We start from the raw sequence: 15633 nt of genomic DNA on the forward strand, positions 1-15633 counted from the left end.
GCGGCGGCGAGCCTCGTGGTCGTGGCGAACCGCATCGCGCTACAGCCCGATGTCCATGTGCCGCAAGGTGCCGTACAGACCCATGACGGCCAGCGCCAGCGGGAGCACCACCGCGATGCAGATCGCCTCGATGATCTCCACGGTGCGCCGCAGGGGCGGGGAGAACCGCTGCTCCGGGAAGATCACACCGAGCACCAGCGATGCGGCGCCGACCAGCACCAGCGTGCCGAACACCCACAGCAGCCGCTCGCCCGCCTCGGCGCCGACCAGCCAGCCGGTCACGATGCCGGCGGTGGCCAGCATGCCGGAGGCCAGCAGCGCGACCGCCTGGCTGCCGTTGGCGTACGTGCGAGCCCGCAGCAGCAGCACCAGCGTGGCCACGACGGCCAGGGTGACGCCCCAGACGTTGTTCGCGCTCGCCGTGATGACCGCGCCGACGGCCGTGGTCACGCCGCAGCCGACGATCATTCCGGTCAGGTACTCGTGCGCCAGCCCGGCCCGCTTCTCGATCGAGCGGTAGTCCGGGAAACCCGAGTCCTCCTTGAGGTCCTCGGCGCTGCCCGGCACGTTCGGCAGTGGCAGCCGGGCGAGCTGGATCGTCAGGCGGGGCAGCAAGGACAACCCTGCCAGCGCGACGGACACGGTGCCCGCGGCGATGCCCGGCGCGGGGTGCGCCACCAGCGTCGCCACGGTGAACGCGACGACCCCGAGCGCGGCGGCGGTGCCGGCGGCGACGAACGTGGTGATCCCGGCGCCGATCAGCATGATCGACGCGGCGGCCACGATCAGCACCAGCGCGCAGGCCAGCAGCAGGCTCGCCCGCCCGGTCGCGCCGGGCACGATGTAGAGGCCCGCGACGAACGCCATCGGCAGCCCGCCGGCCGCGGCGATCAGCACCCCGGCCGTTTCCGCCTGGTACGCCCGGGCGATCACGGTGCCGAGCGCCACCGCGACCACAGCGCCGGCCCCGGCCGCCACCGCCGCACCGATCCGGCCGCCGGCCCCCATCGGCCCGGCCAGCAGCACCGTCACCGAGGCGAGGATCAGCGCGATCGCGCCGCCGATGTAGCCGATCCGGTTGGCGGTCTGCTTTGTCCATGGCCGGTAGCTGTCCGGCGAGGACTCCGCGATGGCGTCCACCACGTCGTCGAACATCGGCGGCGGCGGGTTCTCCGAGCGCCGGCGCAACTGCAGCATCTCGCCGTCCACCACGGACATCGAGGCCAGCGTCCGGCTGGGGTCCAGCGCGTTCTCGCCGAGCTTGGCCAGGCACCAGCCGCCGTGCCGGGCGCCGCCGTCCGGGGTGGCCTCCTTGGCCATCTCCAGCAGCATCGGCAGCAGGTCGGCCACCGCGACGTCGGCCGGCAGCGCCACGTCGATGCGCGTTCTCGGGGCCACCACCGTCACCCGGCTGAACACCGTCGTACCGGTTGCCACCGTGCCGCCCCCTATCCGTTCGTCCTCGTGCGTAGTTCGCCGCCACGGGCTTTTCGGTTGCCCATCCGGGCACGCCGCGGCGCCCCTAGTATGGCCTTGCCGGTAACTGCCCGTGCGCCGGTTCCGGCAAGTCGTAGCCAACTCGAATGAGGGGTCCCATTCGGTGAGCGAGCGTCAGCACGAGCCGCGTGCCTGCCAACCGCGCCCAAGGGGAACGGGACGCGACCCAGCCACTGGCACCTGGCCAACCGGGCGACCCTCACCCAACGCCACCACATGGGTAAATTCCGGAGAGGCGGACCAGTGAGCACGCTGCAGTTCAAGCGGTCGCCGCGGCTGTCCGCCCCGCGTCAGCCGGGTGGTGAGGTCCACCTCGAGCCACCGCCCGAGGTGCCCCGGGTCATCCCCGGCAACATCGTGCTGAAGATGCTGCCCGCGGTCATGATCGTGGCCACCATCGGGATGATGGCCTTCATGTTCGTCGCGTTCAAGAACAACCCGACGTCCTTGATCTTCGGCGGCATGATGATGATGTCGATGGTCGGCATGATGGCCGGCGGGGGCGGGCGCGGCGGCGGCCAGAAGAAGGCCGAGATGAACGAGGACCGCAAGGACTACCTGCGCTACCTCGGCCAGATGCGGGACCGCGCCCGGGAGGCCTCGCTCGACCAGCGGGCGGCGCTGGAGTGGGTGCACCCCGACCCGCAGGCGCTGTGGTCCATCGCCACCAGCCGCCGGATGTGGGAGCGCCGCCAGTCCGACCCGGACTTCTGCCACCTGCGGGCCGGTCGCGGCTCCCAGCGCCTGGCCACCCGGCTGGTGCCGCCGCAGACCGGCCCGGTCGACGAGCTGGAGCCGATCGCGACGCTGGCCCTGCGGCGGTTCGTCCGGGCCCACTCGATCGTCCCGGAGCTGCCGATCCAGATCGCCATCCGTGGCTTCGCGGCGGTGGGCCTGTCCGGCGACCGGGACCTGACCCGGGGCCTGACCCGGGCGCTCATCGCCCAGTTGGTCACCTTCCACACCCCGGACGACGTGCTGGTCGCCGTGGTCACCGCGGGGCGGGCCAAGGAGGAGTGGGAGTGGGCCAAGTGGCTGCCGCACGTGCAGCATCCGTCTCATGTGGACGGTATCGGCCAGCTCCGGATGATGGCCGGGTCGCTGGCGCAGGTGGAGGAGTGGCTCGACGAGCAGCTGCGCGACCGGCAGCGGTTCACCCGCAACGCGCCGCCGCAGGCCGACCAGCCGCACGTCCTGATCGTCATCGACGACGGCGAGGTCACCCGCGAGGAGCAGATCATCCTGGAGGAGGGCCTGGTCGGCGTCACGCTGCTGGACCTCTCCGAGTGCCTGGGCACCCTCACCGCCCGCCGCGGCCTGCGCCTGGTGGTGGAGGAGGACCGGCTCGGCGCGCGCAGCGCGAGCGGCGTGGAGTGGTTCGCCCACCCCGACCGGCTCTCCGTCGCCGAGGCGGAAGCGTTGGCGCGCAAGCTTTCCCCGTGGCGGTTGGGCGCCGCTGCCGCGGACATGGGGGACGATGAGCCGCTGCTGTCCAACCCGACGCTGCTCGAGCTGCTCAACATCCCCGGCGACCCGATGACCTTCGACGTGCAGCAGGCCTGGCGGCCGCGCCCGATCCGGGACCGCTACCGGGTCCCGTTCGGGGTGGGCGAGCACGGCCAGCTGGTGGAGCTGGACATCAAGGAAGCCGCGATGGAGGGCATGGGCCCGCACGGCCTGTGCATCGGCGCCACCGGGTCCGGCAAGTCGGAGTTCCTGCGCACGCTGGTGCTCGGCATGCTCGCCACGCACTCCAGCTCGACGCTGAACTTCGTGCTGGTCGACTTCAAGGGTGGCGCGACGTTCCTGGGGCTGGACTCGGCGCCGCACGTCGCCGCGGTCATCACCAACCTGCAGGACCAGCTGATCCTGGTCGACCGCATGAAGGACGCGCTGGCCGGCGAGATGAACCGGCGGCAGGAGGCGCTGAAGAGCGGCGGCAACTTCAAGAACGTCTGGGAGTACGAGAAGGCCAGGGAGAACGGCGCGGATCTCGACCCGCTGCCGGCGTTGTTCATCGTGGTCGACGAGTTCTCCGAGCTGCTGAGCGCCAAGCCGGACTTCATCGACCTGTTCGTCGCGATCGGACGGTTGGGCCGGTCCCTGCAGATGCACATGTTGCTTGCCTCGCAACGTCTCGAGGAGGGCAAGCTGCGTGGCCTCGACTCGCACCTGTCCTACCGGATCGGCCTGAAGACGTTCTCCGCGGCCGAGTCCCGCGCCGCCATCGGGGTGCCGGACGCGTTCGAGCTGCCGTCCATACCCGGCTCCGGCTACCTGAAGTTCGACACCTCGACCATGCACCGGTTCAAGGCCGCCTACGTGTCCGGCCCGTACCGCCCGGCCGGCATCCAGTCCGCCGGTCCGGCCGCCCCGGTCAGCGGCGACCGGCGGGCGAAGCTGTTCGTGCCGGACTACGTGGAGATCCCCAAGGAGCCGGAGAAGCCGCGGGAGGCGCCGCGGGAGGCGCCCAAGCCGGACAGCCCGACCGAGCCGAGCGAGCTGGACGTGATCGTCAGCCGGCTGCTCGGCCAGGGCCCGCCCGCGCACGAGGTGTGGCTGCCGCCGCTGGAGACCCCGAACTCGCTGGACACGCTGCTGCCGCCGCTGCAACCCACCGAGGACCGCGGCCTGTCCCCGGTCGGGTTCTTCGGTAACGGCCGGCTGCAGCCGCCGCTCGGCCTGATCGACAAGCCCTACGAGCAGCGCCGCGACCTGCTGTGGGCGGACTTCTCCGGCGCCGCGGGACACGCCGCGGTGGCCGGCGGCCCGCAGTCCGGCAAGTCCATGCTGCTCCGGACGCTGATCATGTCGATGTCGCTCACGCACACCGCCGAGGAGACCCAGTTCTACGTCGTCGACCTGGGCGGCGGCACGATGGGCACGCTCAACGGCCTGCCGCACGTGGGCGGGGTGGCCGGCCGGCTCGAGCCGGACAAGGTGCGCCGGATGGTGGCCGAGGTGTCCAGCCTGGTGACCACCCGGGAGCAGATCTTCCGCGACCGGCAGATCGACTCGATGACCGACTTCCGCAACCGCAAGCGGCGCGGCGAGCTCACGGAGGACCCGTTCGGCGACGTCTTCCTGATCGTCGACGGCTGGCTCAACTTCCGCCAGGAGTTCGAGTCCATCGAGATGCAGGTGGTCAACCTGGCCGCGCAGGGCCTGTCCTACGGCGTGCACGTGATCGTCTCGGCGAACCGCTGGGCGGAGATCCGGCCGGCGCTCAAGGACCTGCTCGGCACCCGGTTCGAGCTGCGCCTCGGTGACCCCAGCGAGTCCGAGGTGGACCGCCGGACCGCGGTGAACGTGCCCGAGGGCTACCCCGGCCGCGGGCTGTCCCGGGACAAGTTGCACTTCCTGGTCGGCCTGCCCCGGGTGGACGGGTCGTCGAGCACCGAGGACGTGGCCACCGGCGTGCAGGACGCGGTGGCCAAGATCCGTGCGGCCTGGCGCGGCCGGCACGCGCCGCAGGTGCGGCTGCTGCCCGAGGTGCTGCCCTATGCCGACCTGCTCTCGCTGGACGGCCGGCGCGGCGAGTCCCGGATGGTGCCGATCGGCGTCAACGAGGACGCGCTCGCCCCGGTCTTCCTCGACTTCGACGCCGAGCCGCACTTCGTGGCGTTCATGGACGGCGAGTCGGGCAAGACGAACCTGCTGCGCACGATCGTGCGGGGCATCACCGAGCGGTACACGGCCAAGGAGGCCGTGATCATCCTGGTCGACTACCGGCGGACCATGCTGGGCTTCGTCGAGACCGAGCACCTGCTCGGCTACGCGGTGTCCTCCAACCAGCTCACCGGCATGATCAACGACGTGAAGAACTCGATGACCAAGCGGCTGCCCGGCCCGGACGTCACCCAGGAGCAACTGCGCAACCGCTCCTGGTGGAAGGGCCCCGAGCTGTTCGTGATCGTCGACGACTACGACCTGGTCGCCACCCAGGCGGGCAACCCGCTGCAGCCCATCTCGGAGTTCCTGGCCCAGGCCAAGGACGTCGGGCTGCACGTGATCGTCGCCCGGCGCACCGGTGGCGCCTCCCGGGCCACCTACGACCCGATCATCGGCAAGCTCAAGGAGATCGCCAGCCCCGGCCTGGTCGGCAGCGGCAGCAAGGACGAGGGCGCCCTGCTCGGCACCGTCAAGCCCACGGCTCTGCCACCCGGCCGCGGCACCCTGGTCAGCCGCAAGGTCGGCCAGCAGCTGATGCATGTGGCTTGGTTGCAAACAGAGTGATCCGGGTCGCCGTCGACTTCGGCACGTCGAGCACGTGTGTGGCCGTGTCCGTGCACGGCCGGGAGGCTCAGGTCGTCGCCGTGGACGGGAACCCGCTGATGTCCTCGGCGGTGTACGCGGGGACCGACGGGACGCTGTTCGTCGGGCAGGAGGCGGACCGGCAGGCGGCCATCGACCCGTCCCGGTACGAGCCGCATCCCAAGCGCCGCATCGACGAGACGGAGCTGCTGCTGGGCAACACGGTGATCGGCGTGCGCGAGGCGATCCGGGTCGTGCTGTCCCGGGCCGTGGCCGAGGCCCGGCGGCTCGCCGGCGGTGCGGCCGTGGACCAGCTGGTGCTCACCCATCCCGCGGACTGGGGTGGTGTCCGCACCCGGGTGCTGCGCCAGGCGGCGAACGGCCTGGCCACGCGGATCGTGCTGATCCCCGAACCGGTCGCGGCGGCGGTGTTCCACACGGCGAGCTTTCCGCAGGGCGGGACCGCTGCCGGCGTGCTGGCGGTGCTGGACATCGGCGGCGGGACCGTGGACGTGAGCGTGGTCCGCCGCGAGCCCCGCACGGACCCCCGGCTGCCCGGATTCCAGGTGCTCGCCACCCGCGGCGACCCGAGCTTCGGCGGCGCGGACATCGACCAGCTGCTGCTCGAACACGTCGGCTCGCTGGTCTCGAGCACCGACCCGGACGCCTGGCGCGCCCTCATCGAGGGCCGCGAGCTGCCCGACCGCCGCCGGCGCCGGGTCATCCACCAGGACGTCCGCGGCGCCAAGGAGACGCTTTCCCGGCATACCTACACCGACGTGCCGCTGCCGCCGCCGTTCCCGGACGCCCACGTCACCCGCGCCGACCTGGAAGGCCTGATCGCCCCCCGGCTGGGCCGCGCCGCGGAGCTCACCGAGGCCACCATCCGCGCCGCCGGCCTCGCTCCGGCGCAGCTCGCCGGGATCTTCCTGGTCGGCGGTTCCAGCCGGATCCCCCTGGTGGCCCGCCTGGTGCACCAGCGCTGCGGGGTCGTCCCCACCACGCTCGACCAGCCCGAGACGGTCGTGGCCCGGGGCGCGCTGCGGGCCGCCAGCCCCGAGCCGGACCACACCGGCGTGGTCCCGGCCGGCACCGTCTCCCTCGCCGACCGGCCACCCGCTGGACCACACCCGATGACCGCGCCCGCCGGCGGCGCACCGCCCGGAACGCCGGCCCGCGGTCAGCCCGCGCTCGGACCCGTTCCGCCCGCGCCGCCGTCCCACCCGCGCGCCGCCTCCCGGGGCCGCCGGATCACCTGGATCGCCGCGGGCACGGCCGTCGCCGCCGGCCTCGGGATCGTCCTGATCCTGGTGCTGGGCGGCGGAAACTCACCCGGCACGGAGCCGGCACCGCCGACCCGGATGATCGCCCAGTACGAGTACCAGTTCGCCCTGCCCTCCGGCTGGACCCAGACCGGCGGTGAGCCCGACAAGCTCCAGACCGAGGTCAAGCCGTCCGGTGCCGAGCAGGGCGCGGACCGCATCCTGGTCGAGCAGACCCGGCTCTCCTTCGACAGCGACACGGACCGCCCGCGCGCCGTCGACAAGCTCCGCGCCGACTTCACCGCCGCCGGCGCCGACTTCTCCGACTTCAGCGACAGCGTCTCGTACGCCGGCCGCACGCTCATCCACTACCGGCAGACCCACCCCAACACCACGGTCGACTGGTACGTCCTGTTCAGGTCGCACACCCAGGTCAGCGTCGGCTGCCAGTACACCGCACCGGCGCGGGGAACCGTCCAGCCCGCGTGCGAGACGGTCGTGCGCACCATGACCATCACCAGGTGATCCGGGCGGATTCACCCGAAGGAGTGAGCAGGTCGAGATATTTCGCAACAGCGAATCGGGCCGGGCGGAGCCGGTCCGGCCGGCACGTCCAGTTGCCACTCGGCTCGGTCTGATCGAGACGAAATCCCAGCTAGCCGCCGCTATTTTCGGCGATTCGCCAAAGGGAATCATGCGCATTAGCACATGTCTGGAACGGCGAAGTTCACCGGATGTTCAGGTGGGCGGGCTGGTCGTGCGTTCACGCTCGCAACGACATGCGGTCAACCGGGCGCACCGCGGAACCGGACCTGGCAGGGTGTCGTCGTACCGGCCGTACGAACTCCGATGACGTACGGACCACCGAGACCCTGAACGAAGGGGGTTCACCCAAATGGCAATGTTCCAGGCTGGAGCAGCTGAGCTCATGCGGGCCGGCCAGGAGATGGTCGACACCAAGCAGCAGCTCATGAACCAGGGCCAGCAGCTGGCGTCGGCCGTCGAGGCGGTCAACTGGAAGGGCACCGCTCAGGTCGCCTTCAACAACCTGATGACCAAGTTCGCGCAGGACCTGCAGCAGATGAACGAGAGCCTCAACAACATCGCCGACCAGGTGACGGCCTCCTCGAAGGCCTACGAGGCGCAGAACGCGCAGGCCCAGCAGGACATCACCGGCATCATGTCCGCCCTCGACGGCTGATCGTCGCTCAACAAACCATTCTCGACATTCACATTCAGACTTCGAATAACGACTGAGAGGGAAAAATGGACGGCGACCTGATGCTGTATGACTTCGGCAGCTTGGACGAGCTGGCGGGGTCCATCGACGGCCGTGTCAACGGGATGCAGACCCTCATCGACGATCTGCGGACCAAGGTGAACAACCTGGCGGCGGAGTACCAGGGTGGCGCGAGCGAGGCCTTCCGGCAGACCAAGACCAAGTTCGAGACCGCGGCCGCCGACCTGATCCAGGTGCTGGCCAAGATCTCCATCGCGGTCAAGAAGACCCGCGAGGACGCGCACCACACCGAGCAGCAGAACACGGCCCGCTGGTGAGCTAGCTCCCCAAGACAAAGGAGCCCCGGGAGAACCCTCCCGGGGCCTTTGTTTGCCCGCGAGTTCGACGCTCCGGCAACCGAGTTCGACGCTCGGGCAAGTGAGTTCGACGTTCCGGGCCGGTGTGCCAGGCTGGGCGCATGGAACAGGTGGCCGTGGTGACCGGAGCCGGCTCGGGAATCGGGCGGGTGGTCGCGCGGGAGTTGCTGGACGCCGGCTACCGGGTGGTGCTGGCCGGGCGGCACGAGGAGACGCTCCGCGAGACCGCAAGGTCCCACGGGGACGCTCACGTCGTGCCCGCCGACGTCGCCGACCCGGCGTCGGTGGCGGCGCTCTTCGCCGAGGTGCGCCGCGCGTTCGGGCGGATCGACCTGCTGTTCAACAACGCCGGGATCAACGTGCCGGGCACTGTCGCCGACCTGTCCCTCGAGGACTGGCAACGTGTCGTGGACACCAACCTGACCGGGTCCTTCCTGTGCGCCGCCGAGGCGTTCCGGCTGATGCGCGACCAGGACCCGCGGGGCGGGCGGATCATCAACAACGGCTCGATCTCGGCGGTCAGCCCGCGCCCGGCGAGCCCGGCCTACACCGCGACCAAGCACGCGATCACCGGACTGACGAAGTCGATCTCCCTGGACGGCCGCCCGTTCGACATCGCCTGCGGCCAGATCGACATCGGCAACGCGGCCACCGCCTTGGCCGCAAAGTTCGCCGAGGGCGTCCCGCAGGCCAACGGCACCATCGCCGCCGAGCCGGTCTTCGACCCGGTCCACGTGGCCCACGCGGTGCGCTTCATGGCCACCCTGCCGCTGGACACCAACGTGCAGTTCCTCACGATCACGGCCACCACCATGCCGTTCATCGGCCGCGGCTAGGGGACCCGCTTTGACCCTCCCGGGAAGCGGCAGGTATCTTCTGACGTTGTTGTGCGGCGCGGAGCGCGAACGCTCGGTGAGGCACGCACAGAACCCAGAGACTTGACGACGAGGTAGACCCGTGCGCACGTACAGCCCGAAGCCCGGCGAGGTGGACCGCGTCTGGCATGTCATCGATGCCGAGGACGTGGTGCTCGGCCGGCTCGCCACGCAGGTCGCGACGTTGCTGCGCGGCAAGCACAAGCCCACGTTCGCCCCGCACGTGGACACCGGCGACTTCGTCATCATCGTCAACGCCGGCAAGGTGGCGCTGACCGGCAACAAGCGCGACCAGAAGTTCGCCTACCGGCACAGCGGCTACCCCGGCGGCCTGCGCAAGCGCTCGTTCGGCGAGCTGCTCGACACCCGCCCCGACCGGCTGCTGGAGAAGGTCGTCAAGGGCATGCTGCCGAAGAACAAGCTCGGCCGCGCCCAGGGCAAGAAGCTCAAGGTCTACGCCGGCCCGGACCACCCGCATGCCGCCCAGCAGCCCAAGCCGTTCGAGATCGCGAAGGTCGAGAAGCAGTGAGTGAAGAGTTTGTGACCCTGCCCGAGCTGGACGAGGCGCCGGCTGCCCCGAAGCCCCCCCGGGTGACCGCGGAGACCGCGCAAACCGTGGGCCGGCGCAAGGAGGCCGTGGTCCGGGTTCGGATCACGCCCGGCACCGGCCAGTTCAAGCTGAACGGCAAGACGCTCGAGGAGTACTTCCCGAACAAGGTGCACCAGCAGCTCATCCGCGAGCCGCTGGTGATCCTGGACAAGCCGGAGGCGTACGACATCCGGGCCAACCTCAAGGGTGGCGGCATCACCGGGCAGGCCGGTGCGCTGCGCCTGGCGATCGCCCGGGCGCTGATCCAGCTGGACAGCGACGACCGGCCGGCGCTCAAGAAGGCCGGCTTCCTCACCCGCGACCCCCGGGTCAAGGAGCGCAAGAAGTACGGCCTGAAGAAGGCCCGCAAGGCGCCCCAGTACAGCAAGCGCTGAGTCGGTAGCCGGTAACGCCGCGTTCGGTGCGTCAGATGCACCGTGCGCGGCGTAACTGCATTCCCTTCGCCTGGAGGTAGCACCGACCATGGCCCGCCTTTTCGGCACCGACGGTGTTCGCGGTCTCGCCAACGGTGACCTTACGCCCGAGCTGGCCCTGTCCGTGTCCGCGAGCGCCGCCCGGGTGCTCGCCGCGCACGACAGCTCGCACCGGCCGGTCGCGGTGGTCGGCCGGGACCCCCGGGTCAGCGGCGAGATGCTGCAGGCCGCCGTGTGCGCCGGGCTGACCTCGGCCGGCGCCGACGTCATGCAGGTCGGGGTGCTGCCCACGCCAGCCATCGCGTACCTCGTCGGCGAGCTCGACGCCGACCTCGGCGTGATGATCTCCGCCTCGCACAACCCCATGCCGGACAACGGGATCAAGCTCTTCGCGGCCGGCGGGCACAAGCTGCCGGACAGTGTTGAAGACGAGATCGAGGCCGACGTGGTGGGGATCGACGCCGCGACGAGGGCGGGCGTCGGCGGCCCCGCGGCCCGGCCCACCGGCGCCGGGGTCGGGCGTATGTACGACATCACCGACGCGCTCGACCGCTACATCGAGCACCTGCTCAAGGCGACCCCGCACCGGCTCGACGGCCTGCGGGTGGTGGTGGACTGCGCGAACGGCGCCGCCTGGGCCGCCGCCCCGCGCGCCTACCGGGAGGCCGGCGCCGAGGTGATCGCCATCCACGCGCTGCCGGACGGGGAGAACATCAACGACGGGTGCGGGTCCACCCACCTGGACGCCGTTCGCGAGGCGGTGCTGGCGGAGCAGGCCGACCTCGGCATCGCGCACGACGGCGACGCCGACCGGTGCCTGGCCGTGGACGCCACCGGCGAGCTGGTGGACGGCGACCAGGTCATGGCGGTGCTGGCGCTGTCCCTCAAGGAGTCCGGCGAGCTGGCCGGCGACACCCTGGTCGCCACCGTGATGAGCAATCTCGGTCTGCATCTGGCGATGCGCGAGCACGGCCTGGAGCTGCGCACCACCGCGGTCGGCGACCGGTACGTGCTGGAGGAGCTGCGCGCGGGCGGGTTCTCGCTCGGCGGCGAGCAGTCCGGCCACGTCGTCCTCCCGGCCTACGCCACCACCGGCGACGGCCTGCTGACCGCGCTGCAGCTGATGTCCCGGATGACCTCGACCGGCCGGTCGCTGGCCGACCTGGCCGCCGTCATGCGCCGGCTTCCGCAGGTCCTGGTGAACGTCCGGGTCGCCGACAAGGCCGCGGTGGCCGCGTCGGTCTCGGTCAGCGAGGCGGTCGCCGCCGTCGAGTCCGAGCTCGGCGAGACCGGCCGGGTGCTGCTCCGCCCCTCCGGCACCGAGCAGCTCGTCCGGGTCATGGTCGAGGCTCCCACCCACGACACCGCCGAGTCCGCCGCCAACCGCCTGGCGAGGGTCGTCTCCGCGCTCGGTTGACGTACGTTCGCGTCCGCAAAACCTGCCAAATACCTCGGACCAGGTCAAACTTGGGTAGATTCCGGTTTGCGAAACTGGGGAAGAGGGGACGCATGGACGGGTTCGAGTACGACGCCGCGTCGGTTCGAGGGTTTGCGGAGGTGTTCAACCAGGCCAAGGTGCAGGTCGACCAGGTCAGGGCCACGGTGGGGCAGACCACCGCGCACGCCGCCGACTTCGGCAAGTCGTGGCAGGACCACGGCGCGAAGTTCGAGGCGTACCTGAAGGCGATCGCCGACGATCTGGGGAACCTGGCCACCCATCTGGGTGAGATTCACGCCAACCTGATGCAGGGCACCGACCTGGTGGTGCAGGCCGACACCACCGGGTTCCAGAACATCAAGGCGATCGAGGAGCAACTGCCAGCGCAGCCGGCGTCGCACGGCGGCGGCAACCGCGCGGTCTAGGGGGACCGGGATGAACTTCGAGATGCCGAACGCCGCGGCCGGCATGAACAACGCGGTCGCCGCGGTGGGGGACACCGGGGAGTGCTGGGACGTCATCGGGACGCCGCTGGACGAGGGCGTGGACAAGACGGTCCCCGGCTACGACGCCAAGCTCGAGCTGAACCTGAACCCGAAGTCGGGCGCCAAACGCGAAGAGGTGTGCTGCCTGCACTGGGGCCGCATCGACAAGGACGTGGCCAGGCTGAACGGCCTCGCCGCGGCCATCGACAACATCTCTGCGGTGATCAAGAAGGGCAAGGACCAGCTCGCACACGACTGGAAGGGCAAGTCGTTCGACGCGTTCCGGGCGGCCGTCGAGCGGGTGGAGAAGACGCTCAACGACTACTCGGCCGCGGTGAAGACCACCGCCAAGGGGCTCGGCACCGCCACGGCGGGCATCCGCACGCAGTACAACAGCTACCGCGACAACAGCACGCGCATCCTCGCGTTCGACAACCTGGCCAAGCCCAACGACTGGCGGAAGGTCACCGAGGGCGACTGCGAGCACTTCGCCGACGTCTGCCCCACCAACCATTTCGGCACCGGGTTCGGTGAGTGCACCAAGGACAACTCGGAGCAGGAAGGGATCATCGTCGGCAAGCACATCACGCAGGCCCGCTACGACCTGGTGTCCGGCTGGCGCTGCAACGAGAACGCCGGCCTGGTGATCAGCCAGTACCGCGACATCGTGAAGTGGTCCAACGACGAGAAAAGCGCCATCGAGGGCAAGATCCACGAGTGGTACGTGGCCACCGACCAGCTCAAGACCGGCGTCGGCAACGCCTACCGGGCGGCATTGGAGAACCTGCGGATCATCGCGGAGCTGAAGGTGTTCTCCACGATGACCGTCCCCGGCACCGCGGGCGGCTCCGGCGGCACCGACCCCGACGATCACCGTGGCAACGGAAACCCCAACCCGGGCAACGGAAATCCCAACCCGGGTGGTGGTGGAGGTTCCAGCTCCCCGCCTCCGGGAGGTGGCGGGGACTCCACGCCACCGGCCGGAACCGACCAGCCCGCCCAGCCATCTCCGGGCCAGCCATCCACTGAGGACGACCCGGGGGCGACCAAGCCGGAGACCGTGGAGATCAAGGACGGCGACCGCACCATCGGCGTGCAGAGCCCCGACGGGCAGGGCCACGTCAAGGTCACCGTCGACGACGGCACCGGCAAACCGAAGTCCTACGACCTGGACTTCGGCGACCCGACCCGAACCACGCCGGGCACCGGCCAGCCACCCGCGGGCGGCGGAGCACCGCCGGCCGGCACCCCGGATTCCGGCGCGGGCCAGCCCGCCGGGTCCACGCCGGTACAGGCCGGCCAGGACGGCAAGTGCGTGATCAAGGACGGTCCGCTCACCATCACCGCCGAGCACCCGCCCGGCTCGGCCGACACGGTCATGGTCACCGTCGACAACGGCGCCGGCGCGCCGCCGACCACCTACACCCTCGACTACGCCGACCCGGCCAACCCGCAGGTCGACCACGGCACTCCCGGCCAGCCGGCAGGTCAGGTCGTCGGCGCCGGCCAGCCGGCTCCGGACGGCGCGGTGGGCCGGCATGCCCAGCCGGAGCCGCCGGTGTCGCCCGGGCAGGCGGTGCCGATCAGCGCTCCGGCGGATGCCGGTGCCGGTCCGGGCACGCCTGCCGGACCCGGTCAGGCGGTTCCGGGCGGGTACGAGACCCAGGTTTCCCAGCCGGATCAGCAGGTGCCGGCCGGGTCGGACCCGTTGGTCGCGCGGACCGAGGCGCAGGGGTCGGCGGGTGGCTCGGGCTATGTGGCTTCGGACGACTCGGGTGGTTGGGGTGCGCCGGGGGCGGCCGCGCTGGGACAGTTCGAGGCGCATCAGCCGGGTGGGCCCGGCGAGGCGGGACTGGCCACGGCCGATGACGGCGGGTCCACGGCGCCGGCGGACCACTCGCAGCAGGGGATGGCCGGCGGCGGAATGCCGATGATGGGCGGTATGGGTGGCGGGAGCGGCGGTGGCGACACCGGCCGGGCGGGCAGCGCGTGGCGGATCCACGGCGACCTGTTCGACGACGGGGAGGCGCACCTGGCCGGCGCGGTCGGTGAGGACGAGAGATGAGCATGGCGCTCTACGAGATCGACGACCTGGCCACCCAGCGCAGGCTCGAGGCGGTGACCGCGGAGGCGGTGCGGTCGCTGGACGAGTGCGGTGAGCGCTCCGACCAGATCGACCGGGAGGCGCGCGAGGCGTTCGCCCGCGAGGCCGCCGAGCGTGAGGCCATGGCCGAGGAGATCGAGAAGGGCCGCCGCCCCGAGCCGCCCCCGGACGAGGCGGGCACGGCCTCCCCGTGGCAGCGCAAACCACCGAAGCAGACCGTGCTCTCCCTCGGTGGCGACGAGATCCTCCCCGCCCAGCCGCCGGCGGCGACCGAGCCGAACTGGACACCCCCGCCGGTTCCACCTCCGACGGTCCAGCCCGACCCGCTGCCCACCCCCGCCCAGCCGGCCGGGCCACGTGATCACGTGCTGTCCCTGGGGTTCGAGGACGACGACTCCGCACGGCCCACGCCACCCGCAGCCGCCGCCCCGCCGCCGCCACCCGTCCGCCGCCCGCCCCGCGCCAGCGACGAGGACGACGACCTCTCCGGTCACCGCTGGATGCGCTGACCCCACCCCGTCCACCCGGGTGGGTGTGTAGGTTCTCTGTGCAGATGCAGGGCACCGGGTGCCGCCGGTGTGCGTCGTAGCGTTGACCTGCATGACTGCTGCCTCTCGTGAAGGGGGAACCATGAACACTCCGCCGGCCGGCTCCGGTGTCAGCGCCCCGTCCGGTTACCGGACGTCCACCGACGGGATGTCGTCGGCGGCGCGGACCATCAACGACACCGCTGAGGACGCGCAGCAGGAGGTCAAGGACCTCAAGCCGGCCAAGGTCACCGACAAGGATTTCGGCACCAAGCACACCCAGTGGTTCGGCGACTTCTCCAAGGCCATCGAGGCGCTCGGCACCGGGTCGGACGCCATGTGCGCCAACCTGACCGCGTTCGCCGGCCAGATCAGCGGCGCGAGCGCTCGTTACGCGGCCACCGACCAGCAGAACTCGCAGAACCTCAGCCAGTCCGGTCGCTGATGAGCACGAGCGCCCACGAGGGGAATCGATGAGCGGAGGCGAGGCCGCGGTGCCGGCTGGACGGAGGAGCAGCGCAGGGGCGAGGAACGAGCCCCGAGCAGCGCACGGAGGAAGCCGGCACCCTCTG

The 15633-nt window shown here is 71.0% G+C and carries 13 protein-coding genes; 12 read left to right on the top strand and 1 reads right to left on the bottom strand.

Features of this window, described 5'->3' with window-relative positions; genetic code table 11:
• Positions 1-39: 39 nt before the first annotated feature.
• Positions 40-1437 (bottom strand): type VII secretion integral membrane protein EccD, encoded by a 1398-nt coding sequence (gene eccD, locus VGR06_RS23705; protein ID WP_327561312.1) that lies wholly within the window; start codon positions 1435-1437, stop codon positions 40-42.
• A 303-nt stretch (positions 1438-1740) separates the two neighbouring features.
• Between eccD and eccCa the strand changes: the two genes are divergently transcribed.
• From eccCa to VGR06_RS23765, 12 genes are all read left to right on the top strand, one after another.
• Complete coding sequence (eccCa, locus tag VGR06_RS23710; protein ID WP_327561313.1) at positions 1741-5733, top strand: type VII secretion protein EccCa; 3993 nt, start codon at positions 1741-1743, stop codon at positions 5731-5733.
• Positions 5715-7538 (top strand): type VII secretion-associated protein, encoded by a 1824-nt coding sequence (locus tag VGR06_RS23715; RefSeq protein ID WP_327561314.1) that lies wholly within the window; start codon positions 5715-5717, stop codon positions 7536-7538. Before eccCa ends, VGR06_RS23715 begins: the two co-directional genes overlap by 19 nt.
• Positions 7539-7908: 370 nt before the next feature.
• A complete protein-coding gene (locus VGR06_RS23720) occupies positions 7909-8214 on the top strand; it encodes a WXG100 family type VII secretion target (protein WP_327561315.1) in 306 nt (101 codons plus the stop codon).
• 65 nt (positions 8215-8279) lie between these two features.
• A complete protein-coding gene (locus VGR06_RS23725; protein WP_327561316.1) occupies positions 8280-8570 on the top strand; it encodes a WXG100 family type VII secretion target in 291 nt (96 codons plus the stop codon).
• A 140-nt stretch (positions 8571-8710) separates the two neighbouring features.
• The gene (locus tag VGR06_RS23730) at positions 8711-9445 is read left to right on the top strand and encodes an SDR family oxidoreductase (protein WP_327561317.1); all 735 of its coding nucleotides are present in this window, start codon (positions 8711-8713) and stop codon (positions 9443-9445) included.
• A gap of 121 nt (positions 9446-9566) precedes the next feature.
• Positions 9567-10013, top strand: a complete 447-nt coding sequence (gene rplM / locus VGR06_RS23735; RefSeq protein WP_327561318.1) for a 50S ribosomal protein L13 — start codon at positions 9567-9569, stop codon at positions 10011-10013.
• Complete coding sequence (gene rpsI, locus VGR06_RS23740) at positions 10010-10468, top strand: 30S ribosomal protein S9 (RefSeq protein WP_414637321.1); 459 nt, start codon at positions 10010-10012, stop codon at positions 10466-10468. The genes rplM and rpsI overlap by 4 nt, the downstream gene beginning before the upstream one ends.
• 88 nt (positions 10469-10556) lie before the next feature.
• Complete coding sequence (glmM, locus tag VGR06_RS23745; protein WP_327561319.1) at positions 10557-11924, top strand: phosphoglucosamine mutase; 1368 nt, start codon at positions 10557-10559, stop codon at positions 11922-11924.
• Between the two features lie 92 nt (positions 11925-12016).
• Positions 12017-12370 carry a hypothetical protein gene (locus VGR06_RS23750; RefSeq protein WP_327561320.1) on the top strand — a complete coding sequence of 118 codons (354 nt, stop codon included), beginning with the start codon at positions 12017-12019 and terminating at the stop codon, positions 12368-12370.
• Positions 12371-12380: 10 nt separating this feature from the next.
• On the top strand, positions 12381-14495 hold the full coding sequence (locus VGR06_RS23755) for a WXG100 family type VII secretion target (protein WP_327561321.1): 2115 nt from the start codon (positions 12381-12383) through the stop codon (positions 14493-14495).
• Positions 14492-15043, top strand: coding sequence for a hypothetical protein (locus VGR06_RS23760; protein ID WP_327561322.1), 552 nt, complete (start codon positions 14492-14494; stop codon positions 15041-15043). Before VGR06_RS23755 ends, VGR06_RS23760 begins: the two co-directional genes overlap by 4 nt.
• Positions 15044-15164: 121 nt before the next feature.
• The gene (locus tag VGR06_RS23765) at positions 15165-15506 is read left to right on the top strand and encodes a hypothetical protein (protein WP_327561323.1); all 342 of its coding nucleotides are present in this window, start codon (positions 15165-15167) and stop codon (positions 15504-15506) included.
• The last annotated feature ends 127 nt before the right edge of the window (positions 15507-15633 follow it).

This window comes from Actinophytocola sp., assembly GCF_036002505.1.
In the GTDB taxonomy this organism is placed as follows: Bacteria; Actinomycetota; Actinomycetes; order Mycobacteriales; family Pseudonocardiaceae; genus DASYTH01.